The organism is Mesorhizobium shonense (assembly GCF_040545255.1).
Classification (GTDB): Bacteria; Pseudomonadota; Alphaproteobacteria; order Rhizobiales; family Rhizobiaceae; genus Mesorhizobium; species Mesorhizobium shonense.
On sequence record NZ_JBEPLM010000014.1, the window covers coordinates 72,361 to 94,515 of the forward strand.

General features: G+C 61.8%; 20 protein-coding genes. All 20 read left to right on the forward strand.

Annotated features, from left to right (window positions below):
* Positions 1–585 precede the first annotated feature (585 nt).
* Complete coding sequence (locus ABID26_RS28330; protein WP_292371973.1) at positions 586–1,842, forward strand: ABC transporter substrate-binding protein; 1,257 nt, start codon at positions 586–588, stop codon at positions 1,840–1,842.
* A gap of 238 nt (positions 1,843–2,080) precedes the next feature.
* On the forward strand, positions 2,081–2,899 hold the full coding sequence (locus tag ABID26_RS28335) for a carbohydrate ABC transporter permease (RefSeq protein ID WP_435528619.1): 819 nt from the start codon (positions 2,081–2,083) through the stop codon (positions 2,897–2,899).
* 7 nt (positions 2,900–2,906) lie between these two features.
* Complete coding sequence (locus ABID26_RS28340; RefSeq protein WP_292302177.1) at positions 2,907–3,755, forward strand: carbohydrate ABC transporter permease; 849 nt, start codon at positions 2,907–2,909, stop codon at positions 3,753–3,755.
* A gap of 3 nt (positions 3,756–3,758) precedes the next feature.
* Positions 3,759–4,823: an ABC transporter ATP-binding protein gene (locus ABID26_RS28345; RefSeq protein ID WP_292368942.1), complete on the forward strand. Its 1,065-nt coding sequence runs from the start codon at positions 3,759–3,761 to the stop codon at positions 4,821–4,823.
* The gene (locus ABID26_RS28350; RefSeq protein ID WP_292371977.1) at positions 4,789–5,562 is read left to right on the forward strand and encodes a formylglycine-generating enzyme family protein; all 774 of its coding nucleotides are present in this window, start codon (positions 4,789–4,791) and stop codon (positions 5,560–5,562) included. The genes ABID26_RS28345 and ABID26_RS28350 overlap by 35 nt, the downstream gene beginning before the upstream one ends.
* Positions 5,541–6,560, forward strand: coding sequence for a ScyD/ScyE family protein (locus ABID26_RS28355; RefSeq protein WP_292371979.1), 1,020 nt, complete (start codon positions 5,541–5,543; stop codon positions 6,558–6,560). Before ABID26_RS28350 ends, ABID26_RS28355 begins: the two co-directional genes overlap by 22 nt.
* A 1,191-nt stretch (positions 6,561–7,751) precedes the next feature.
* Positions 7,752–8,252: an NADH-quinone oxidoreductase subunit J gene (locus ABID26_RS28360; protein ID WP_126101946.1), complete on the forward strand. Its 501-nt coding sequence runs from the start codon at positions 7,752–7,754 to the stop codon at positions 8,250–8,252.
* Complete coding sequence (gene nuoK, locus ABID26_RS28365) at positions 8,252–8,554, forward strand: NADH-quinone oxidoreductase subunit NuoK (protein ID WP_126102850.1); 303 nt, start codon at positions 8,252–8,254, stop codon at positions 8,552–8,554. The genes ABID26_RS28360 and nuoK overlap by 1 nt, the downstream gene beginning before the upstream one ends.
* A 3-nt stretch (positions 8,555–8,557) precedes the next feature.
* Positions 8,558–10,012, forward strand: a complete 1,455-nt coding sequence (locus ABID26_RS28370; RefSeq protein ID WP_126101947.1) for a monovalent cation/H+ antiporter subunit D family protein — start codon at positions 8,558–8,560, stop codon at positions 10,010–10,012.
* Positions 10,009–10,263, forward strand: a complete 255-nt coding sequence (locus ABID26_RS28375) for a hypothetical protein (RefSeq protein ID WP_126101948.1) — start codon at positions 10,009–10,011, stop codon at positions 10,261–10,263. Before ABID26_RS28370 ends, ABID26_RS28375 begins: the two co-directional genes overlap by 4 nt.
* Positions 10,256–12,016 (forward strand): Na(+)/H(+) antiporter subunit D, encoded by a 1,761-nt coding sequence (locus tag ABID26_RS28380; protein WP_126101949.1) that lies wholly within the window; start codon positions 10,256–10,258, stop codon positions 12,014–12,016. The genes ABID26_RS28375 and ABID26_RS28380 overlap by 8 nt, the downstream gene beginning before the upstream one ends.
* An 8-nt stretch (positions 12,017–12,024) precedes the next feature.
* Positions 12,025–13,500: an NADH-quinone oxidoreductase subunit M gene (locus ABID26_RS28385; RefSeq protein ID WP_292302190.1), complete on the forward strand. Its 1,476-nt coding sequence runs from the start codon at positions 12,025–12,027 to the stop codon at positions 13,498–13,500.
* Positions 13,497–14,936 carry an NADH-quinone oxidoreductase subunit N gene (locus tag ABID26_RS28390; RefSeq protein ID WP_126101951.1) on the forward strand — a complete coding sequence of 480 codons (1,440 nt, stop codon included), beginning with the start codon at positions 13,497–13,499 and terminating at the stop codon, positions 14,934–14,936. The genes ABID26_RS28385 and ABID26_RS28390 overlap by 4 nt, the downstream gene beginning before the upstream one ends.
* A gap of 154 nt (positions 14,937–15,090) precedes the next feature.
* Positions 15,091–15,456: an NADH-quinone oxidoreductase subunit A gene (locus ABID26_RS28395; protein ID WP_126101952.1), complete on the forward strand. Its 366-nt coding sequence runs from the start codon at positions 15,091–15,093 to the stop codon at positions 15,454–15,456.
* The gene (locus tag ABID26_RS28400) at positions 15,444–15,947 is read left to right on the forward strand and encodes a NuoB/complex I 20 kDa subunit family protein (protein ID WP_111547966.1); all 504 of its coding nucleotides are present in this window, start codon (positions 15,444–15,446) and stop codon (positions 15,945–15,947) included. The genes ABID26_RS28395 and ABID26_RS28400 overlap by 13 nt, the downstream gene beginning before the upstream one ends.
* The gene (locus ABID26_RS28405; RefSeq protein WP_126101953.1) at positions 15,944–16,480 is read left to right on the forward strand and encodes an NADH-quinone oxidoreductase subunit C; all 537 of its coding nucleotides are present in this window, start codon (positions 15,944–15,946) and stop codon (positions 16,478–16,480) included. Before ABID26_RS28400 ends, ABID26_RS28405 begins: the two co-directional genes overlap by 4 nt.
* A gap of 27 nt (positions 16,481–16,507) precedes the next feature.
* The gene (gene nuoD, locus ABID26_RS28410; protein ID WP_292368933.1) at positions 16,508–17,722 is read left to right on the forward strand and encodes an NADH dehydrogenase (quinone) subunit D; all 1,215 of its coding nucleotides are present in this window, start codon (positions 16,508–16,510) and stop codon (positions 17,720–17,722) included.
* A gap of 16 nt (positions 17,723–17,738) precedes the next feature.
* Positions 17,739–18,251 (forward strand): NADH-quinone oxidoreductase subunit NuoE, encoded by a 513-nt coding sequence (gene nuoE, locus ABID26_RS28415; RefSeq protein ID WP_126101955.1) that lies wholly within the window; start codon positions 17,739–17,741, stop codon positions 18,249–18,251.
* 4 nt (positions 18,252–18,255) lie between these two features.
* On the forward strand, positions 18,256–19,521 hold the full coding sequence (gene nuoF, locus ABID26_RS28420; protein WP_292302200.1) for an NADH-quinone oxidoreductase subunit NuoF: 1,266 nt from the start codon (positions 18,256–18,258) through the stop codon (positions 19,519–19,521).
* Between the two features lie 33 nt (positions 19,522–19,554).
* Complete coding sequence (gene nuoG / locus ABID26_RS28425) at positions 19,555–22,146, forward strand: NADH-quinone oxidoreductase subunit NuoG (RefSeq protein ID WP_292371984.1); 2,592 nt, start codon at positions 19,555–19,557, stop codon at positions 22,144–22,146.
* Positions 22,147–22,155: the final 9 nt, after the last annotated feature.

The following is a 22,155-nucleotide window of genomic DNA, read 5'->3' on the forward strand; positions in this document are numbered from 1 at the left end:
GCATGCCTCTCATTCAGATTTTTTCCCCGATCCTTTAACCAATTCCAGAAATCGAAAACTGTCTTTTTTAAAAGTCAGGCTGCGGTCCCTCCAGGTCGGCCACTGAGGCTATCTCGTCGAAGGTGAGATCGAACGCGTTGCAAAACACGAACACGACGCGCTCCAGCGGGGAGAGGCGCACCAGCTCGAACGATAACGTCTTCGGCGCGGACAGGAGCGGTTCGTTGCGAACAACGGTGCTCTCCTGGCTAGTGCCGCCGCCCCGGGGATCGACACTCTCGCGCCGACCGACCGGGACGCAACACCGTAGAGCCCGCATCCCCTTCAATTGAAGCAGCCAAGCTGTTAAAATGGGAGGTAGCGCACCTCGGTGCACCTGCGGGAGATGTGGGTTGTGACGACCCACCAGTTGCCCTGCAGTATTGATGCTTTGGCGGTCCAAGTGGCCCCCTGCGCCGTTCGCATCCCCCTTCAAACGTTGCCGACTGCGACGGAGCGCTGCCGCGCTTCGTGAGCGGTCAAACGCGTGCGAGCGGTTCTGGCATCGGCCCGCCGACAGGCTGGAGCGGAAAAGGGAGGAATACGATGGTCAGAAAATTTCTTTTCTCCGCAGTCCTCGCGCTGTCGTCGCTGATAGCGACACACGCGTTGGCCGACATAACTGTGCTCGTTCCCTCGGGAAGCGAGGGCGACGGCCTGAGAGCCGCTGCCGCCGACTATGCAAAGCTGAAGGGCACCAAAGTCGAGATCGTTCAGGCGCCCTATAGCAACGTTTTTGAACAGGGGGCCAATGCCGGCCAGACCAAATCGGGCGCCTTCGACATCGTATTGATGGATGATCCGTGGATTCCATTCTTCGCTGAGAACGGACACTTGGAGGACCTGACCCCATATTTCAAGAAGGCCGGGCTCGAAGGTCCGGACAACGATTTCCTGTCAAAGTCTCTGGCAGTCTGCCGCAATCCCTATAACAAGGGCCCCTATGTATGCCTGCCCTATGTCGGAAACGCGCAGATGTTCTTCTATGACGCCGCCAAGTTCAAGGAAGCCGGCGTCGCGACACCAAAGACCTGGAACGACGTGCTCAAGGCAGCCAAGGCACTCTCCGAAAAAGGCAGCGGTCGCTATTTCGGTTACGTCTTCCGGGGTGGCCAAGGCAACCCCGTCGTCGCCGACTTCATGCCGATCTTCTGGTCGTACGGCGCCGACATGTTCAACGGTGACCGGACAAAAGTGACGATCGACACGCCCGAAGGTGCCGCCGCGATGAAGACCTTCATGGCGCTGCGCGACGTCTCGCCGAAGGGTGTCGAGAGCTACAACGCCAACGAGGTCGGCCAGGCCCTGGCCGCGGGCACTGCAGCCTCGTCGATCAACTGGCCGAACTGGGTCGCGACTTTCGAAGACCCCAGCCAGTCGAAGATGGTCGGCAAGATCTCCTACTCGCCTATCCCGGCGGGCACCAAAGCGGGCAGCTCGGAAATCGGCCACTGGACGATGGGCATCATGGCTGCGGCTAAGAACAAGCAGGAGGCCTTCGACTTCATGCTGTGGGCGACCTCGCCGGAACAGATGAAAATCTCGGCCGAGCGCGGCAACCCGCCGGTGCGCAAGTCGATCTTCACCGATGCCAGCCTGACCAAACAGGAAAAATTTCGGCATTATCCAGTGCTCATGCAAGCGATCGAAGCCTCGACGCCGCGTCCGCGCCATCCGAAATGGCCCGAGATCGAGAACGCATTCGGAATCGAACTTTCCAAAGCCGTAGCTGGCACGGAAACGCCGGAGGAGGCGCTGAAGAAGTCCCAGGCGGCGGTCGAAGAGATAACCGGCATCAAGTAGCTGCCGCATTGTGATTTGAATGGAGCGACATCGGTGATGTCGCTCCATTTTTGCCGGGTCAGCCTCAGGGTAAGCACAAGCGCATCCGCGCCGGCTTTGGCTCTCGGGTTCGCCATGCTATGATTGACCGATATGACGGATAGAACTTCCGATGACCGTCTCTGTCGGTGCGAAGTTCGGAAATTCGTTCGAGCGGTGGTTTGAGCTCCACCTCCGGGTACTGATGCTTGCGCCAGCCATGCTCGTGCTCCTGACGCTCACGATATTCCCGTCGATCTATATGATCGTTGCGGCAGCAACACGGATCAGCCCGAATCCCGACCTGCCCTGGCAATTTGCCGGTGCTGACAATTTTCTGCGGCTTCTCACCGACGAGCAGTTTCACGTCGGCTTGTGGAACACGCTGGCGTTTACCGTCTTCGCTGTCGGCACCGAGTTCCTTCTCGGCCTCGGCCTCGCCTTGCTGCTCGACCGATATATCCGGCGCCTGAATTTCCTGAAAACGATTCTGATGTTGCCGATGATGCTGCCGCCGATTGCGGTCGCGATCACATGGAAGCTCATCTATGAGCCGCAATTTGGCGTGCTCAATGAGATCATGTTCCGGCTCGGCCTGCCTCTCCAGGCCTGGGCCGGCGACGTCAGGCTCGCCATGTTCTCAGTGATCGTCGCCGACGTCTGGCAATGGACGCCGTTCATGTTCCTGCTGATGCTTGCCGGGTTAGCCAGCCTGCCGGACGAGCCCTACGAGGCAGCAGCGATTGACGGCGCCTCCGCCTGGCGGCAGTTCTGGGATCTGACACTGCCGTTCCTGAAGCCGGTCATCGCCATCGCGCTTCTCTTGCGCATCATGGACGCGCTGCGGCTCTTCGATCTCGTCTTCATCTTGACCGGCGGCGGCCCCGCCGACCGGACCAAGACGCTCAGTCTCTACATTTACCAGGTGGCGTACCGCTTCGCCGACCCCAGCTATGCGGCCGCCATATCGCTGTTCGTGCTGTTCACGACTGTCGCGTTCAGCACCTGGTTCATCAAGCGGATGCGGCTTGCCGACTAGAGGGTCCATGGCGCACCGGCGAAAGAGCATCGGAATCCAGCGCATCGCCGCCTATGCGACGATCGCCGTAGCGCTCGTGATCACCCTCTTCCCGGTCTACTGGATCGCAGCCAATTCGTTCAAATACGACATCGATATCTTCTCGATACCGCCGCAATGGGTCCCCGCTAATCCGACATTGAAGCACTACCACGCCGCTTTCGTTGAGCGGCCTTTCCTGATCTACGCATTGAACAGCCTGATCATCGCGGTCTCGACGACGCTCGTCTCGGTCGTCTTTGGCTCACTGGCTGGTTATGCGCTCGCCCGTTTCCAGTATCCGGGCAGATGGCGCTACCAGATATCCTTCTGGATCCTGTCGACGCGCATGATGCCGCCGATCGTGACGATTATCCCGCTCTACATCGCCTTCAACCATCTCAGCATGCTGAATACCAAGCCTGCGGTGATCATCGCCTATACGGCGTTTAACCTGCCTTTCGCGACTTGGATGATGAAGAGCTATTTCCAGGACCTGCCGGTCGAGCTCGAGGAGGCGGCGATGGTCGACGGCGATACGCGATGGGGCGCGTTCCTGCATGTCGCCTTGCCCCTCGCCCGCCCTGGGCTTGCGGCCACCGCCATCTTTTGCCTGATCATTTCATGGAACGAGTTCCTGCTCGCCCTTATCCTGACCCTGACCGAACGATCGCAGACGTTACCGATCGGCATTGCCGGGCGCGTCACCCAGTACAACACCTATTGGGGCGAGATCAGCGCCGCCGGCTTCACCGCCTGCATCCCGATCATGATCTTCGCCTTCGTCGTCCAGAAACACCTGGTTCGCGGCATCTCGTTCGGCGCGGTCAAGGGGTGAGCCATGGCCTCGGTCGTCTTCAATGGCGTGATCAAGAAGTTCGGCGCATTCACTGCGGTCAGCGACCTCAATCTTGAGGTGCGCGACAAGGAATTTCTCGTCCTGCTTGGACCTTCGGGCTGCGGCAAGACCACGACCATGCGCATGGTCGCTGGCCTCGAGGAGGTTACTGCCGGAGCCATCTTCATCGGCAGCGACCGGGTCAACGACGTACTGCCGAAATATCGCGATGTTGCGATGGTCTTCCAGTCCTATGCGCTCTACCCCCACCTCAGTGTCGCGGATAACATCGGCTACCCCTTGAAGATCCGGAAGGTGCCGGAGGACAAGCGGCGCCGGATGGTCATCGAGGTGGCACGCCGGGTCGAGCTCGACGGCCTCCTCGACCGGCTGCCGAAGCAGCTCTCTGGCGGGCAGCGCCAGCGCGTCGCACTGGCCCGCGCCATCATCCGCACACCAAAGGTCTTCTTGATGGACGAACCGCTGTCCAATCTCGACGCCAAGTTGCGGGTCCAGATGCGGGCCGAACTCAAGCACCTCCAGCACGAGCTTCAGGTGACGACGATCTACGTCACTCATGACCAGATCGAGGCGATGACACTCGCTGACAGGGTGGCGGTGATGAACAAGGGCGTGATCGAGCAGCTCGGCACGCCGAGGGAGATCTACAACGACCCGCGAACCCTCTTCGTCGCTGGCTTTATTGGTTCGCCGCCGATGAACCTTATCGAGGGTGAGGTGAAAGATGGTGTCTTCACAAGCCCCGGCGGCATCAGGGTCGACGGCTTTGGGAGCGCGAGCGTTGCAAGGGCTGTGCTCGGCGCTCGCCCGGAGGACATCCATGTCCTTCCCGCCGCAAGCGCAAACGCCGATGTCGCCGCCCCGATATATTCGGTCGAACTGACCGGCGAAAACACGCTGGTCACCGTGCGCGCCGGAGCGACCTTGCTCACCATTCGCGCCGACAAGAACTTCGTGGGCGACTTCGATCAGATCGTGAATGTCGGCTTTGCGCCCGAACAGGTGTTCCTGTTTGATCGCCAGAGTCAAGGACGTGTCGATTTCTAGAAAGCTCCTGGCCGTCGCGGCACTCATATGGGCCGGAGCCGCCGCGGCCGACGATGATGTTATCGCGGACAACCCGCTTGTCGAAATACCCGGAGGTTCGTTCGTCTTCGGCAACGACATGGGCAATGAAAATGAGCAGCCGCAGCACATCGTCAAAGGCCGGGCCTTCGCCATGAACCAGACCGAGATCACCAACGCGCAATACCGCCGCTTCGTCGCGGCGACGGGCCATCGGGCCGCCTTCTACGACCGGCATCCAGTCCTGGGCCTGCCCGATCACCCGGTCGTCGGCGTCAGCTTTGCCGATGCCGAGGCGTTCTGCGCCCACTACGGCCTGACGCTGCCATCCGAGAAGGAATATGAGCGCGCGGCACGCGGGCCGCGGGGAGCGCGCTTTCCCTGGGGCGATGCGCCCGTAGACGCGGCACGGGCCAAATATGGACGCGACGCTTGTTGCGATGGTGATGACACTACGGCGCCGGCCCGATCGTTTCCGCTAGGGGCAAGCAGGGAGGGCCTGCTCAACCTGGTCGGCAATGTGTGGGAATGGACCCGCGACTTTTATGCGCCCTACGACGGCGAAGCATCGCCCGAAATTGCCAGAAAGTATCGGGTGCTTCGCGGTGGCGCGTGGAATAGCGACCCCACCCGCCTGAGCACGACCTACCGGCTTGCCTACGACCCGGATTTTCGCTTCGCTGCCAATGGAGGCTTCCGATGCGCGCGCTCATCGGATTGATCGCCCTTTCGCTCGTGATTGTCACAACAGACGGGGTGGCGGAGCCGAAGGCGGCGCCAGGATACAAAGTCGAAACCGTGCAAATGCCGGGGGCGATCTTCGCCGGTCTTGCACGCGACGGCGATGCCCTTCTGGTCACGGACCTCGCCGACGGCCGCCTCTACAGGTACACTCGGAACGACCGTTTCATCGCTTTCGGGCCCGTCTTGCCGCATGGCACCGACGTCATGGGCGACCCGACCGGGCCGTATCGGGTCGAGCGCCGTGGCAGCGGCTATCTCGTCGCCCAGGGCTGGACGCCAGCGAACCATGACGAAGGCCCCAACGACCACGCGATGCTCGAGGTCGACGAGGGCGCCGTCACGAAGGTCGTCAGCAACGACTTCTGGAACCCGTACGACTTCGCCGTGTCCGGTGACTCGCTCTACGTCATAGACGCCGCGCGAAACTCCGTCGAACGCCTTTTGCTCAACGGCAGCGACCGGACACAACTCTTCGCCTTCGCTCGGCTGAGCACCAGCGGCCAGTCCCTTACGGCCTTGTCGCCGACCGAGTTCGGCGACAAGCAAAAATACGAGTTCGACGCGGTTCCAACCGGCCTCGCCGTGCATGGCGGCCGGCTTTACGTCTCCCTGTTTGGCGGGTTTCCCTTCGTTGCCGGCAGTGGCCAAATTATCTCGCTGCCGCAGGCCGGCCAAACAAGCGTCGCCCGCATCGACGCCGTCAGCCTAAATGCTCCGGTCGATGTCGTTTTCGAAAAGACGGGAGAGATGCTGATCCTAGAGCACGGCACTTTCGATCAATCCCGTGGATGGGCTTCCGAAAGCGGAAGGCTTCTCAGTGTGAACCTGGCATCAGGAAAAAGGCAAGTGCTTCTCGACGGTCTGACCCGCCCGGTCGACGTGCTCCCTCTCGACAACGATGGTATCGTCATCTCACAACTGGACGGGAAGCTAGTCTTTCTCAGACAGGCAGGACCTGCCCAGTTGCACCCCTAAAATCTCCGATCGATGGGTCGCTGACGCTACGGGAATGTACGCCAGCGCCGGCGAGTTGCCGAGATCTATAGATCCAATGCGTCGGTGCACCAGCAACTCGTAGGAAGGAGGAGTCTCCCAACCGGCACTCCATGGGCGCTGCTAGGCTCAGCGGACCATGTGTATCTAAAATATTACCACCGCTCTCGACCAACGTCATCCATCAATCGGACAGAAGCTGGGCTTGGTGCTTTTAGGGTATTGGTGGTGGAATCCCAATCGATTACAAACAGAACCGAGAGCGTCCACATGCGTTGCCGGACTTTCCGGAAGCCGTTCGTGCGCGGGCACGCACGACATAGATCTCCAAAAAGCCGAGCGGACGATCGAGGGCCGCGATGTCGGCAGCAGCCGGCCCAAAAAAAGTCCGTTTCAACAAACGATTTCGACAACGGCGCTGTATTGGCGGTAGCCTCGGCGGCCCACCATAAGTCAACTAAATCAAAGCGATATGCGAAGGTTCGCCACCTTGGACTTGGCAAACCGAAGGAAGAAACTGGCGCTAAATCATTGATAAATAACGACAACGATAGGCCCGGAGGATGTATTCATACCTTTGTTTTTTCGACTTTTCGTGGGCCAAAATCAAAACTCTTCCCGTATCATTCCGTATCGTTTCGCGGCCTGAGGCTCAAGCTCCAGCCGTTCGGCCGCTCCCCGCCGGCTCTGCAGGCCCTTGCAGGCTAAATTTTAAAGGGACGCTCGGCCAGGACGGCAAGCGGATCTGGTCGCACCGCGGCCTAAACTAATGCATGTCGCCCAAAAGTGCGCAGCGGTTTTGGGCGACATGCATCAAGACAAATACTTAAAGCGCGTCGCCTGAATCCGCTTCAGCGCGACGCGCTTCAGGCCGCACTCGACGTGCATCGGCAGGCTTCGTCTCCGATATCCATACCGGCGTCGTCGTCTGCCGCCCTTCCGTGCCGCCTCAAGCCCCGTTTCAACCGAGCCTGACCTGTTACGGATCAGCAAGGCTTTCCGAGAAGTGCGCCGCGCTCTCCAATATGAGTAGTCAGTTTAGCGCAGCGCCAAGCCTCGATAATCTTGAGAAAAATCCGATACTAGGGCACAATTTGTGAGCGGAAGTGGACAGCTATCTCAAGTCCGGCCCTGTCGCGCCGAGCGACAGTTCGTGTCGGAGGAGCGGCGTCGATGGATCAGGGGTTCTTTCTTCTGTTCGCTGCGGCGTCCGTAGTCGCGGCTCTGACCTTGGTCCTGGCGCGGAATCCAGTTCACAGCGCATTAGCGCTGATGGCGTGTTTCCTGCAGATATCGGCGATCTTCGTCTTGCTGGAGGCGCCGTTGCTCGCGGTCATCCAGATCTTCGTCTATGTCGGCGCGATCATGGTCCTGTTCCTGTTCGTGATCATGATGATTGATGTGCGCGAAGCGGTGTTGCAGCGGTTCTTGCCCGGCAGCAACCTGCCTGTTCTGGTGCTGCTCGTCCTGCTTGGGGTCGAGATGCTTGTTTTGGTGCTCAGGAGCGACCGCTTTTCGGTCGCGGAGCCTGTCGCAATGCGCACCGGCGGTGAGGTCAGGCAGCTCAGCACGACGCTTTTCGCCGACTATCTCCTGCCGTTTGAAGTCGCCTCCGTCATCCTGCTGGCGGCCCTGGTAGGCGCCATCGTGCTGGCGCGGAAGGAGCCGCGGTGATGGTGCCGCTCTGGTGGTACATCGTGCTCGGAGTTGTCCTGTTCGTGATCGGAGCAGCAGGCGTGCTGCTCAGACGCAATATCCTGGTCGTGCTGATGTCGCTGGAACTGCTGCTCAACTCGGTCAATATCAATTTCATCGCTTTCGGGCATTACTACGACGACTTCCGCGGGCAGATTTTCGCAATCTTCGTCATCGCAATCACAGCGGCGGAAGTCGCCGTTGCCCTCGGCATCTTGGTCGCCCTCGCGAGGAACAAGTCCACTCTCAAGGTCGACGAAGTGACCATTTTGAAAGGATAGCCGGTGATTTCGATCCGGCCGCTGCTTGCCATTGCCGTCGCAGTTCTGGCGGCCCTTGCAGTTCTCCTTCTAAACAAACGCGAGAAACTTCGCGATGCCGTCTCGCCGTTGGCCGCGATCGCCATGTTCGCAATTGTCGCCTCAATGGCGCCCACGGTGCTGGCGGGCGGGACAGTCGATTTGCGCCTTTTCGAGATTCTGCCGGGGATCGACTTCGCTTTCCGTGTCGATGCGCTCGGTATGGTGTTTGCCACCGTCTCGTCGCTGCTGTGGATCGTGGCGTCGATCTATTCCATCGGCTACATGCGGCACTTGAATGAGCATGCGCAGACCCGGTTCTTCGCCTGCTTCGCCGCCAGCCTCGCGGCCGCCGCCGGGGGCGCCTTTGCCGCCAATCTGTTCACGTTGGTGATCTTCTACGAGGTGCTGAGCCTCGTTACCTATCCGCTTGTCTACCACCACGAGGACGAGGAGGGATGGACTGGCAGCCGCAAGTACCTCGTCTATTTGATGGGTGCGTCGAAAAGCGTGCTCCTGGCCGCACTTGCGTTGACTTACCAGATTGCGGGGTCGCTCGACTTTGTAGCGGGAGGACTGCTGGCGGGGGCCAACGCGTCAGCGTCGCTGCTAACCGTCGTCTATTTCTGCTACCTCTTCGGCTTCGCCAAGGCCGCGGTGATGCCCATGCACGCATGGCTGCCTGCGGCGATGGTGGCGCCGACACCGGTTAGCGCGCTCTTGCATGCGGTGGCCGTTGTCAAGATGGGTGTGTTCTGCGTGCTGCGCGTGGTGTTCCACGTCTTCGGCGCGGGGCTGGTGGGCGGGCTGGGACTCGGCATCGCCACGGCCTATGTGGTCTCGTTCACGATCCTGATGGCGTCCATCTACGCCCTGACGCGGGACGACCTGAAGGCACGGCTCGCCTATTCGACGGTCAGCCAACTCTCCTACATCGTGCTGGGCGCGGTTCTGCTGTCGCCCGCCGCGATGGTAGGCGGGATCATCCACATCGCGGCGCATGCATTCTCGAAGATCACTCTCTTTTTCTGCGCCGGGTCGATCTACTGCGCGTCTGGCAAGCGCAACATCAGCGACATGGCCGGCATCGGCCGCAGGTTGCCTTGGACGATGGGGGCGTTCTTCGTCGCCTCGCTCAGCATGATCGGAGTACCGCCGGCCGCGGGCTTTATCAGCAAGTGGTATCTGGCGCTCGGCTCGGTGGAGGCCGGGGAGACCCCCTTCCTTATCGTGCTCTTGGCTAGTTCGGTCCTGAACGCCGCCTATTTCCTACCAGTCAGCTATGCGGCTTTTTTCGGGACGGAGGCGCAGGAATGCCCGGCGACCGTTCGTGAAATTCCGATGCTAGCGCTCCCGCTCGTCGCGACCGCCATCCTGTCGGTGGCGATGGGCATCTACCCGGACTATTTCCTCGCCCTGGCGGAAAGAGTCGTCAGATGATCAAGCGTCTCGTCGATTTCTTTGGCGATGAGAGACATGCGAAAAGGCGTCGCCGGCTATTCTATCTGGTGCTCGTCCTGATCGTCATCGCCGACTTTCTGGTCTTCCGCGAACACGCCGAATACCTGTGGGAACGGCTGCCTGGCTGGTCTGCCCTCTATGGCTTCGGCTCCTGCGTGCTTCTGATCTTCGTGTCCAAGTTTTTTGGCCATCAGTGCGGGCTGATGCGGCGCGAGGACTATTATGACTGACTTCGTCCATCCCGGCCTGCTGTTCATTCTCGGCGCGCTTCCGATTCCCCTTTTAAATGGGTCTGTCCGCAAGGCCTATGTGCTGCTGATCCCGACGCTGGCGATCCTGGCCGTGCTCACGATGCATCCTGGCGGCTACGGCGCGGCGCGGTTCATCGGGCAGGAAATCATTGTTGCGAAGGTCGACAAGCTAAGCGTCCTCTTCGCCACCGTTTTCAGCATCATGGCATTAATCGGCATGGTCTATGCGTTGCATCTCACGCACGCAGGACAGCATGTGGCGGCTTTCATCTACGTCGGCAGCGCGCTCGGGGTAGTGTTCGCCGGCGACTACCTGACCCTGTTCCTTTTCTGGGAGGGCATGACGTTTGCCTCTGCCTACCTGGTCTTTGCCCAGCGCGGCGAGCAGGCTTTCGGCGCAGGGTTCCGCTACCTCATGGTCCATATAACCGGCAGCGTTGCCCTGCTCGGCGGCATCATTCTTCATGGGGTCGCCACAGGTTCGTTGCTCTTCGGCCCGATCGAGGGCGGGCTGGGCTTCGCCACCTGCCTGATCCTGGTCGGGTTCTTGCTCAACGCTGCGGTGCCGCCACTCAACGCCTGGCTGACCGACGCCTACCCGGAAGCGACCGTCACCGGGGCGGTATTCATGAGCGCCTTCACCACGAAGACCGCCGTCTATGTGCTGGCGCGGGCATTTCCGGGGACCGATCTTCTTGTCTGGCTTGGCACTGTGATGGCGCTTTACGGGGTCATCTACGCGGTGCTGGAGAACGATTGCCGGCGGCTCCTGGCGTATCACATCGTCAGCCAGGTGGGCTACATGGTGGCGGGCATCGGCATCGGGACCGAGATGGCGGTGAACGGCGCCGTCAGCCATGCCTTCGCGCATATTCTCTACAAGGCACTCCTCTTCATGGGTGCGGGTGCGGTGATCCACGTCACAGGGCGGCGCAAGCTCACCGAACTCGGAGGGCTCTACAAGACCATGCCGGTAACCCTTGCGCTGTACATGGTTGGCGCCTTTGCGATCTCGGCATTCCCTTTCTTTTCGGGCTTCGTCACCAAGTCGATGGTGGTGGCCGCCGCCGGACAGGATCATCGCGCGCTGGTGGTGCTGGCGCTGACGATGGCATCGTCAGGGACGTTCCTGCACACCGGACTCAAGCTCCCGTACTACATGTTCTTCGGCACGGACCACGGGCTGGAAGCGCGAGAGCCGCCGCGCAACATGCTGGTTGCGATGGGCATCGCGGCGGTGCTCTGCATTGCGATCGGGGTGTTCCCCCAGACGCTCTACGCACTCCTGCCGCATCCGGTCGACTTCCAACCCTACACCGCCGTACATGTCACCGAGAGCCTCGGCGTGCTGATGTTCACGGCCTTGGGCTTCGTCATGTTTCTAAGGGCGCTCGACCCCGAGAATACGATCAGCATCGACACCGACTGGTTCTACCGCATGGGCGCGCGGCGCTTCATGTGGCTCGCCGAAAAACCGCTGGCGCGCTACGAGAAGGCGGTGAGTGATGTGTCCGAGACCGCGGCGCTGCCCTTTCTGCACGGGTTGGCACGGGCAGGACTGCGGATCGATCTGCACGGCGTGGACGCCTTCGTGAATGGCGTAGCCCGCGCGATCCTGCTCGGCGGCGGGAAGCTGCGTCGGCTCCAGAGCGGCGTCGTGACCCATTACGCGCTGGCGATGATCGCCGGTGTGATCGCGGCTATCGCTGTATTCGCTGTGGCATGGCGGTAGGGGGCGCGATGACGGTCCCTTTGCTTAGCCTGATCGTGTTCACGCCGGCCGTCGGGGCAGCGGCGCTGATGTTTGTCCGCGGCGACGATGTCGTGCGGTGGATGGCACTAGGTGTCACCGTCCTCGACTTCGCGTTCTGCATCGCCATGCTTGGTGGCTTTGACACCTCTACCCACGAGATGCAGTTCACCGAGACACGCCAGTGGGTGCCCGCGCTAGGGATCACTTACGCACTTGGTATCGACGGGATCAGCGCACCCTTCGTGTTCCTGACCGCGCTGCTGGGCTGGATCTGCGTGCTTGCCTCATGGGTTGCGATCGACCGCAAGGTGAAGGAATTCATGGTCAGCCTGCTGGCCATGCAGGCGCTGATGCTGGGCGTGTTCTGCGCGCTGGATCTGTTCCTGTTCTACGTCTTCTGGGAGGCGATGCTTATTCCGATGTACGTGATCATCGGCGTCTGGGGCGGTGACGGCCGGATCTATGCAGCGTTCAAGTTTTTCCTCTACACGCTGGCAGGCAGCCTCATGTTCCTGATCGGTGTCATCGTGCTCTATTTCCAGGGTGGCGAGACTTTCGACATCCGCGCCCTGATGGCGCAGGATTTGCCGTTCCAGATTCAGTCATGGCTGTTCTTCGCCTTCCTGATCGCCTTCGCGGTCAAGGTGCCGATGGTCCCGGTCCATACCTGGCTCCCGGATGCTCATGTACAGGCGCCGACGGCCGGCAGCATCATCCTCGCCGCCGTGCTCCTGAAGATGGGCGCCTACGGGTTCCTGCGATTCTCGCTGCCGATGCTGCCCCAAGCATCGGTGCATTATTCCACGCTGATGCTGGTCCTTTCTGCAGTCGCCATCGTCTACGGCGGGTTGCTCGCCTTGGCGCAGGACGACCTGAAGAAGCTGGTGGCCTATTCCAGCATCAGTCACATGGGCCTGGTGACGCTTGGGATTTTCACGCTGAACCTCCGTGGGCTCGAGGGCGGCATCCTGCAGATGTTCAATCATGGCGTGACGACAGGGGCATTGTTCCTGGCTGTAGGCCTTATCTACGAGCGGACCCATACCCGCAGCATCGCGGATTATGGCGGCCTGATGAAGGCGGCGCCGGTCTATACGGCGTTTCTTGCACTGTTCGCCCTGTCGTCGATGGCGCTGCCGGGAACGAATTCGTTCGTGGGCGAGTTGCTGGTCCTGTCAGGCGCGTTCGCAGCCAACCTCGCTGTCGGCGCCGCTGCCGTTGTGGGGGCGTTGCTGGGAGCTGCCTATCTGCTTGGCATGTATAGGAAAGTCGCGCTTGGTCCGGCCAGCATCGGCATGCGGTACAAGGTTCGCGACGTGAACGCCCGCGAGATAGCGGCGATCCTGCCGCTAGCCGTCTTGGTTGTCTGGATCGGACTCTATCCGAAGCCCTTTCTCGAAATCATCGACGCCTCGGTGAAGCATCTACTGGCGCAGGTGCACGGTAAGGGGGGCGCCCAATGACCGCCGCCGCTCTTTTCCAGTCGATTCTGGCGAGCCTGCCCGAGGTCGTCGTGATTGCCGGGGCCTGCTTCCTACTGATCCTGGGACAGTTTTTGCGGAAGGGGCAGCAGCACCTCCTGGTCACGGCTTCAGTCGCGATCGTGCTGATTGCCGCCTTTGCAACACTCATGTTGGCGGGTGAGGTGCGGCCGGCCTACTCGGGTATGTTCATCGCCGACCGCTTCGCGATCTTCTTCAAGGTCGTGTTCTACCTGATCGCCGTTCTGACATTTCTTCTTTCGCGAAAATATGCCGAGATCGAAGGGATCGGGAGCAGTGAATACTATGTACTGTTGCTCTTGGCGCTTTCGGGAATGATGATCATGGCCTCGGCGATCGACCTCCTGTCGATCTATGTAGGCCTCGAACTTATGGTGCTCTGCACCTATGTGCTGACCGGCTTCCTGCGGCAGCAGCAGCGGTCGAACGAAGCGGCGCTGAAATTCGTAATCCTTGGCGGGGTCTCGACCGCGATTTTCCTCTATGGCGTTTCGCTGATCTACGGGCTCACCGGCACAACGCAGTTGGACAGGATGGCTACGGCGGTGACCGGAAACCCGCTCGATCCCGGGTTGCTCCTGGCTGTGGTTTTTATCGTCGCAGGGCTGGTTTTCAAGGTCGGCGCGGTGCCGTTCCATATGTGGGTGCCGGACGTCTATGAAGGGGCGCCGACGACGATCACCGCCTTCATGTCGGTGGGGCCTAAGGCAGCGGGGTTCGCTGTGATCCTGCGGGTGTTCCTCAACCCGCTGGTCGCCGCGTCGAATGTCTGGATCATCGTTGCCGTCATTGCGGCAGTGACGATGGCGCTCGGCAGTTTCGTGGCGCTGGTGCAGGACAATTTCAAGCGCCTCCTGGCCTATTCCAGCATCGCCCACGCCGGGTTCGCCATGTTCGGTGTGGCGGCCGGCGGTGCGGACGGAGTGGCCAGCGTGATGCTCTATTTGCTGATCTATGCGTTCATGAACCTCGGCATATTCGGCGCCATCATCATGATGCGGAACGGCAACTTCTCGGGCGAGGTCATCGAGGACTACGCCGGTTTCGCCAAGTCGCATCGCGGGCTGGCGCTTCTGATGCTGCTTTATCTGTTCTCGTTGGCCGGCATTCCGCCGACTGCCGGGTTCTTCGCCAAGTTCTACGTACTGGTCGCGCTCGTCGAGCGTGGCTTCATCGTGCTGGCAGTGATCGCGGTGCTGCTGAGCGCCGTTGCCGCCTACTTCTACATCCGCATCGTGATGGTGATCTACATGCGCGAGCCGGAGGGCGCGTTCGACCCGGCGCTGACGCCCGCGGTCGGCGCCACACTTGCCTTCACTGCTGCCGGCACCGTTGGCATCGGCCTGTTTCCGGCGTTATTTCTGAGGCTTGCGCAACATGCCGCAGTTGGTGGCTGACCGATTGGATTTGCAATGATCCGGCCGACGGAATACTCTGGCGGCGCAAGAAAGGAATGCCCAAGTTGCTTCCCAGGGCGCCCGTGTCACCGATCCCGAAGGGGTCGGTAGCGGCCTGAGCAAAGCCCTCGGTAGGTGACTGGGGCTACGCGACGTGACCGGAATGGAGTTCCTGCCGGTTCTTTTCATGGTCGCCGGAATTGTTCTGGTGGCGATGGTTACGCTTTTTGTCTCCTCGCTGCTGCGCCAATCCAATCCCTATCCAGCGAAGAACATGCCCTATGAATGCGGCATGGACCCGGCGGGCGAAGCCGCCGGAGGCCGCTTCAGGGTGCAGTTCTTCATCCTCGCGATCCTCTTTGTGGTCTTCGATGTCGAGACGATGTTCCTCTTTCCCTGGGCCGTTGTCCTGAAGGAGATCGGGCTGGTGGGCTATGTCGAGATGTTCATCTTCATATTGCTGCTTCTCGTGGGCTTCGCCTACGCCTGGCTGAAGGGGGCGCTGGAATGGGAGGCGTAAACAACGCGATCCGCGACAGTGTGCTGTTCACCACGGCCGACAGCCTGATCAGTTGGAGCCGAAGATCAGCGCTGTGGCCCGAAACCTTCGGCATTGCCTGCTGCGCCATCGAGATGATCTCGGCGGGATGTGCCCGCTACGATCTCGACCGCTTCGGCGTGGTGTTCCGGCCCTCCCCGCGCCAGTCCGACGTGATGATCATTGCCGGCACCATAACGCGGAAATTCGCGCCCGTGGTGCGCCGGCTCTATGACCAGATGCCGGAGCCGCGCTGGGTCATCGCTATGGGCACCTGCGCCATCTCGGGCGGGGTCTACAACACCTATGCGGTTGTGCAGGGGGCCGAGACCTTCGTGCCGGTGGACGTGCATGTGCCCGGCTGCCCGCCGCGGCCCGAGGCGCTGATGCACGGCTTCCTTCTGCTTCAGGAGAAGATCAAGAAATCCAGGGCGCTGGCCGGGACGCCCCTGGACCGGGTCGCGGTGCCATGAGCGTGGAGACGCCCCTCATCCGCACCCTGATCGCCGAACGTTTCGAGGGGGCAGTCAAGGAGCTTGGCTTCTCGCATGGAATCCACGTTTTCGCCGCTCCGCCTGACATGATCGTGGCGCTCTGCCGGTTCCTGAAGGAACACCCGGCGCTGCGGTTCGATTTCTTGTCCGACATCTGCGGGGTCGATCACTACCCCGAGGCGCCGCGTTACGAGGCGGTGTACCACCTCTTGTCGCTGCCGAACAAATGGCGCGTGCGGATCAAGTGCCGCTTAGGCGATCCGCCGCGGGTCCCGTCGGTGACGGGGGTCTGGCGCACCGCCAATTGGCATGAGCGCGAGGCCTGGGACATGTACGGGATCAGGTTCGAGGGCCATCCCGACCTGCGCCGCATCTATATGTGGGAAGGGTTCGAGGGCTTCCCGCAGCGCAAGGACTTTCCGCTCCGTGGCTACAGGGACAAGCTGAATCCGTTTGGCGCCGAAGGCCCGCCGCCGACGCAGCCCGACCTTGCCACCAAGGACATTCCATAGGGAGGCCGTTTCACACCGGGGCTTGAGATGACCGAAGTCACGGAACTGAGTTGGCCGGAATCCGATGCGCCCCACACCAGGGAGGTGCTTCTCAACCTCGGCCCGCAGCATCCCAGCACGCATGGGGTCCTGCGGCTCGTCCTCCAGTTGGACGGCGAATATGTCGCCCGCGTTGACCCGCATGTCGGCTACCTCCACCGCGGTACCGAGAAACTGGCAGAAAGCTTCTCCTACACCCAGATCTTCCCGCTGACCGACCGGCTCGACTACCTCTGCCCGCCCTCGAACAACCTTGCCTTCGCACTGGCGGTGGAGAAGCTCTTGGGCATCGAAGCGCCGATCCGCGCGCAATATATCCGCGTGCTGATGGCCGAACTGGCGCGGATATCCGGTCATCTCCTGATCACCGGCGCACTCCCGCTGGACCTGGGCGCCATGACCGCGCTCCTTTACGCCATGCGCGAGCGCGAAATGATCATGGACCTGTTGGAGATGATCAGCGGGGCGCGGATGCACACCTCGTTCTGCCGGGTCGGCGGGGTGCGCGAGGATCTGCCCGACGGATTCTTCCCAAAGATCCGCGAGTTCTGCGACATCTTCCCGAACCGGATCCGCGACTATGAACGGCTGGTCGATAACAACCGGGTGTTCCTGAAACGCACGCAGGGAATCGGTTTGATTTCGGCCGAAGACGGCATCGATCTCGGCCTGAGCGGCCCGAACCTGCGCGCCTCAGGCGTCGACTGGGATATCCGCCGCGACGAGCCCTATGAGATCTACGACCGGCTCTCGTTCAACGTCATCACCCGCGATGAAGGCGATTGCTACGCACGCTGGCGATGCCGCGTCGAGGAAATGCGCGAGAGCGTACGGATCATCGAGCAATGCCTCGACCAGATGCCCGACGGGCCGTTCCAGATCGACATGCCGACAGTCGCCTTCCCGGTGGACAAGGATCGGGTGCACTGCTCGATGGAGGCGCTGATCCAGCATTTCGACCTGTCGGCCTATGGCTTCAACGTGCCTAAGGGTGAAGTCTATTCGGCGATCGAGGCGCCAAAGGGCGAGCTCGGCTTCTACATCATCAGTGACGGGTCGCCGAAACCCTTCCGCATGAAGGTCCGGGCACCCTCGTTCGTCAACCTTCAGGCACTCTTTGGGGTCACCAACGCACGTTACCTGGCGGACATGATCGCCGTGCTCGGCAGCCTCGACCCCGTGATGGCGGAGGTGGACAAATAGCAGGGATTTGGACGCGATGAGCATGCGCGAAAAGATCGAAGAGGCGGCGTCGCGGTACCCCGACCAGCGCTCGGCGATCATGCCTGCGCTTCTGATAGCTCAGAAAGAACGTGGCCACCTGCCTGGCGCGGTGCTGGAGGAGGTCGCCGACATCCTCGGCGTCGAGCGAATCTGGGTCTATGAACTGGCGACCTTCTACACCCTCTTCCATACCGAGCCGGTCGGCATTTTCCACCTGCAGCTCTGCGACAATATCTCGTGCATGCTGCGGCGATCCGAGGACTTGCTGAGGCACCTGGAGGAGGTGCTCGGCATCAAGAAAGGCGGCACGACCCCAGACGGGCTGTTCACGCTTTCGACCGTCGAATGCCTCGGCGCTTGCGAGATGGCCCCGGTGATGCAGGTCGGCGACGACTATCACGGCGACCTCGACATCGCGCAGATCGACGCGCTCCTGGACAGGCTGCGCACGACGATGCGGCAGGCGACTGGCGCCGGTCTCGCCGCCGCGGGCCCGCCGGGAGAATAGCGCCATGTTCGAACCGGTCCTTCTCAGGAACGTGGACGTGCCGGATGGCCATCTGCTCGCGACTTATGAGGCCGGCGGGGGCTACCAGGCGCTGACCAAGGCGCTGCGGGAGCACACGCCCGACGAGATCATCGACCTCGTCAAGAAATCCAACCTGCGTGGGCGCGGCGGAGCCGGATTCCCAACCGGAGCGAAATGGAGCTTCGTGCCCAAGCGTGCCGGCAAGCCGAAATACCTGTGCTGCAACGCCGATGAGGGCGAGCCGGGCACCTTCAAGGACCGGATCATCATGGAGCGTGACCCGCACCAACTGATCGAAGGCATGGCGATCAGCGCCTACGCGATAGGAGCGGAAACCGCCTATGTCTACATCCGCGGGGAATACACGCTGGCGATCTCGCGGCTGGAGCAGGCGATCGCCGAAGCCCATGCGAAGGGCTATCTGGGAACACGGATCCTGGGCTCGGATTTCAGCTTCGTCATGCACATCCATTGCGGCGCCGGCGCCTATATCTGCGGCGAGGAGACCGCGATGCTCGACTCGCTCGAAGGCAAGCGGGCGCAGCCGCGTCTGAAACCGCCGTTTCCGGCCGTCGAAGGGCTCTACGCCAGCCCGACCGTGATCAACAATGTCGAGACGCTGGCCTGCGTACCGCATATCGTGGTGAGAGGACCGGACTGGTTCCGCGGCATCGGCCCGGACAAGAGTCCCGGCCCGAAGCTCTATTGCCTCAGCGGACAGGTGCGGAAACCGGGCCTTTACGAGCTGCCGATGGGGATACCACTGCGCGAACTGGTCGAAGACTGCGCCGGCGGGCCGCTGCCGGGGCGCAAGCTCAAGGCGGTGATCCCAGGCGGGGTCTCGGCGCCGATGATCCCGGAGCGCGGGCTGGACGTGGGGATGGACTTCGACTCGCTGGCCGCCGTCGGCTCGATGCTCGGCTCGGCCGGGGTGATCGTGATCGACGACTCGACCTGCGTCGTCAAAGTCGCCACCCGGATCATCGAGTTCTTCCACCACGAGTCCTGCGGCAAGTGCACACCCTGCCGCGAAGGGCTGAACTGGGTCGTGAAAGTGCTGCGCCGGGTCGAGGCGGGTCAGGGCGCGCCGGGCGATCTGGAACAGCTGGAGGCGCTCTGCAAAGGCATTTTCGGCAACACGTTCTGCGCTCTGGGTGATGGCGCGGCAATGGGCCTGCGGGCAGCACTGGTGCATTTCAAGCATGAATTCGTCGCGCATATCGAGGAGCGGAGGTGCCCGTTTCACTGAGGAGGGCGCAGCGAGAAGACCGCGAGGAAAGCCATGGTTCGCGTGACAATCGATGAACGAACGCTGGAAGTGGAGGCGAGCTCTACGGTGCTCCAGGCGGCCGAGCGTTTGGGCATCGCCATCCCGACCTTCTGCTATCTGAAGCGGCTGCCGGCGCTGGCCTCCTGCCGCATGTGCCTGGTTGAGATTGAGGGGCAGCGGCGGCTGCAGCCTTCTTGCGCCACCGCGGTCACCGAGGGGATGGTGGTGCGGACGAACACGCAGCTGATCGACGAAACGCGCTCTTCCATGCTCGACATGCTGCTCGCCAACCACCCCCTCGACTGCCCGATTTGCGACAAGGGCGGCGAGTGTGAGCTTCAAGACATGGTGATGGCGTACGGGCCCCGCACAAGCCGGTTCCGCGATGCCAAGCGTGTGTTTCACTCCGAGGACATCCGTCTCAGCCCGGTCATCATCATGAACGTCAACCGCTGCATCCAGTGCCAGCGCTGCGTCCGGATGTGCGAAGAAGTCGTCGGCGCGGTCGCATTGGGCACCGTCGAGAAAGGTATGGATACCGCTGTCACCGGCTTCGAGGGCAGTCTCGCGAGTTGCGACCAGTGCGGCAATTGCGTCGAGGTCTGCCCGGTCGGCGCGCTGATGAGCTTCCCGTATCGCTACAAGGCGCGGCCCTGGGATCTGGTCGAGACCGACACAATCTGCCCGCATTGCGGCACCGGCTGCCAACTGACCGTCGGCACACGCAAGGGCGAGTTCATGCGGGTCCGCTCGAAGGTAGAGCACGGAGTCAACCGCGAAACGCTCTGCGTGCGCGGGCGCTTCGGCCTCGACTTCGTCGGAAGCGAGGACCGGATCAAGCGGCCGATGATCCGTCGTGACGGGGGCCTTGTTCCGGTTTCCTGGGACGAAGCCGGTGACTACCTCCGCCGGCGGCTGTCGGCCGTCGCCGGAAAGGCCGCAGGCGGGCTAGCCTCGCCGCGCCTGCCAAACGAGGTGCTTTATCAGTTCCAGAAACTGATGCGCACGGCTTTCCGGACCAACAATATCGACTGCTCCTCGCGCTGGTCCACGCCCTTTGATGTGCTCGGCCCGTTGGTAGCCGCCTTCTACACGCGCGCGCCGCTGGAGGAGGTGATCGGCAACGATTGTGTGCTTGTCGTCGGCGGCAACGTTACCGACGAGAACCCGGTCACCGAATATTTGCTGCGGGATGGTGCGCGCCGGCGACAGACCAGGTTGCTCATGCTTTCGGCGCGGCCATCCCGTCTGGACGCCGATGCGCGGGCAGTCGTTCGCGTGCCGCCGGGCGGTGAGGCTCAGGGGCTTGCCGCGGTGGTGACCGGACTGGGAGCAGCTGGTCAGGCATTGCCGGGCGACGAATTTGCGAACATCGTCGCCACAACCGACGGGCCGGCGGCGGCCACCGACAGTGACGGTCCGGACCGCCTGGCCGCAGCGCTGCTGCAAGGCCGAAGCATCACCGTGCTTGTCAGCGCCGACCTCCTGAGATCGCCCCTGGCGCGCGCGACGATGCAGCAGCTCAGCAACCTTTTGCAGGTTCTCCGCGTGCTCGGTAAGGGTCCGGCGATGCAGTTCCTCTTCGACCGTGCCAACCAGCTCGGCGCCTGGGACATGGGCGTTCTGCCGACGGCGCTGCCAGGGCTGCGGGCGCTGGCCAATGATGCAGCACGCACAACTCTCGAGCGGGCCTGGAACGCCGAAATCCCGTCTGAACCGGGCGTGGATTTCGACGCCATGCTGAAGCTTTGTGAGAGGAAACGAATGGGTGCGCTCTATATCGCCGGCAGCGACCCCCTGATGTCCTATCCCGACCGGCGATTCGTGCAGCGGGCGCTTCGTGCCGCCGATCTCCTGATCGTGCAGGACACGTTCCTCACGGATACGGCGGGCCTAGCGGATGTCGTGCTGCCCGCGGCGAGTTATGGCGAGGAATCCGGCACGTTTACCAACAACGAAGGCCGCACCCAGAGGGTCGGCAAGTTCCGCGATCCCGCCCTCGAGGCGCGCGATAATCTGGCGATATTCGACTTCGTTGCGGCGCTTCGCGGCCAGGCGTTGTGGCCGTCGATCCAAGCCGAAATCTTCGGCGAAATTGCCCAGCTGGTTCGGGGCTACCAGGGGTTGACGCAGGACGGACTTGGCGCCGATGGAGCATTCACCAAGGCGGCCGCCTCAGCGCCGCCGGCAGGCGAGTTCTTCGCTCCCCCGCCAGCCCTTATTGCCACCGGCGGGCTCATGCTGGTCACCGGCAACTGCCTGTTCCACAACGGATATCTTTCCGAGCACTCGGAGGTCCTAAATACGGTCGCGGATGACCCATATGTCGAGATGAGCGCGGAAGATGTGGCGCGGCTTGGCCTTTCGGATGGCGATCAGGTGGTCGTGCGATCCACCCACGGCGAAATGACGGCGAAGCTCAAGGTCAACAAGCGTTTTCCCAAGGGTCTCCTGTTCGCTCCCGAGAACTACAGAGCCCTGCGTCTCAACAGTCTGCTGCGGCGGGGCGAATACCCATGTCCGGTGCACGTTGAAATCGCGCACCCCGCTTTCGAGATCGCCACTCTCGCTAACGACGGGGCGCGGCTTGGCAATCCGGGCTGAGGCACCACG

Bases quoted from the DNA above. Each gene is read 5' to 3' on its own strand.
- nuoK (WP_126102850.1), top strand. From the start codon at position 8,252: ATGGTGCCGCTCTGGTGGTACATCGTGCTCGGAGTTGTCCTGTTCGTG.
- ABID26_RS28330 (WP_292371973.1), top strand. From the start codon at position 586: ATGGTCAGAAAATTTCTTTTCTCCGCAGTCCTCGCGCTGTCGTCGCTG.
- ABID26_RS28405 (WP_126101953.1), top strand. From the start codon at position 15,944: ATGAGCGTGGAGACGCCCCTCATCCGCACCCTGATCGCCGAACGTTTC.
- nuoF (WP_292302200.1), top strand. From the start codon at position 18,256: ATGTTCGAACCGGTCCTTCTCAGGAACGTGGACGTGCCGGATGGCCAT.
- ABID26_RS28360 (WP_126101946.1), top strand. From the start codon at position 7,752: ATGGATCAGGGGTTCTTTCTTCTGTTCGCTGCGGCGTCCGTAGTCGCG.
- ABID26_RS28345 (WP_292368942.1), top strand. From the start codon at position 3,759: ATGGCCTCGGTCGTCTTCAATGGCGTGATCAAGAAGTTCGGCGCATTC.
- nuoD (WP_292368933.1), top strand. From the start codon at position 16,508: ATGACCGAAGTCACGGAACTGAGTTGGCCGGAATCCGATGCGCCCCAC.
- ABID26_RS28335 (WP_435528619.1), top strand. From the start codon at position 2,081: ATGCTCGTGCTCCTGACGCTCACGATATTCCCGTCGATCTATATGATC.
- ABID26_RS28385 (WP_292302190.1), top strand. From the start codon at position 12,025: ATGACGGTCCCTTTGCTTAGCCTGATCGTGTTCACGCCGGCCGTCGGG.
- nuoE (WP_126101955.1), top strand. From the start codon at position 17,739: ATGAGCATGCGCGAAAAGATCGAAGAGGCGGCGTCGCGGTACCCCGAC.
- nuoG (WP_292371984.1), top strand. From the start codon at position 19,555: ATGGTTCGCGTGACAATCGATGAACGAACGCTGGAAGTGGAGGCGAGC.
- ABID26_RS28380 (WP_126101949.1), top strand. From the start codon at position 10,256: ATGACTGACTTCGTCCATCCCGGCCTGCTGTTCATTCTCGGCGCGCTT.
- ABID26_RS28400 (WP_111547966.1), top strand. From the start codon at position 15,444: ATGGGAGGCGTAAACAACGCGATCCGCGACAGTGTGCTGTTCACCACG.
- ABID26_RS28355 (WP_292371979.1), top strand. From the start codon at position 5,541: ATGCGCGCGCTCATCGGATTGATCGCCCTTTCGCTCGTGATTGTCACA.
- ABID26_RS28390 (WP_126101951.1), top strand. From the start codon at position 13,497: ATGACCGCCGCCGCTCTTTTCCAGTCGATTCTGGCGAGCCTGCCCGAG.
- ABID26_RS28375 (WP_126101948.1), top strand. From the start codon at position 10,009: ATGATCAAGCGTCTCGTCGATTTCTTTGGCGATGAGAGACATGCGAAA.
- ABID26_RS28340 (WP_292302177.1), top strand. From the start codon at position 2,907: ATGGCGCACCGGCGAAAGAGCATCGGAATCCAGCGCATCGCCGCCTAT.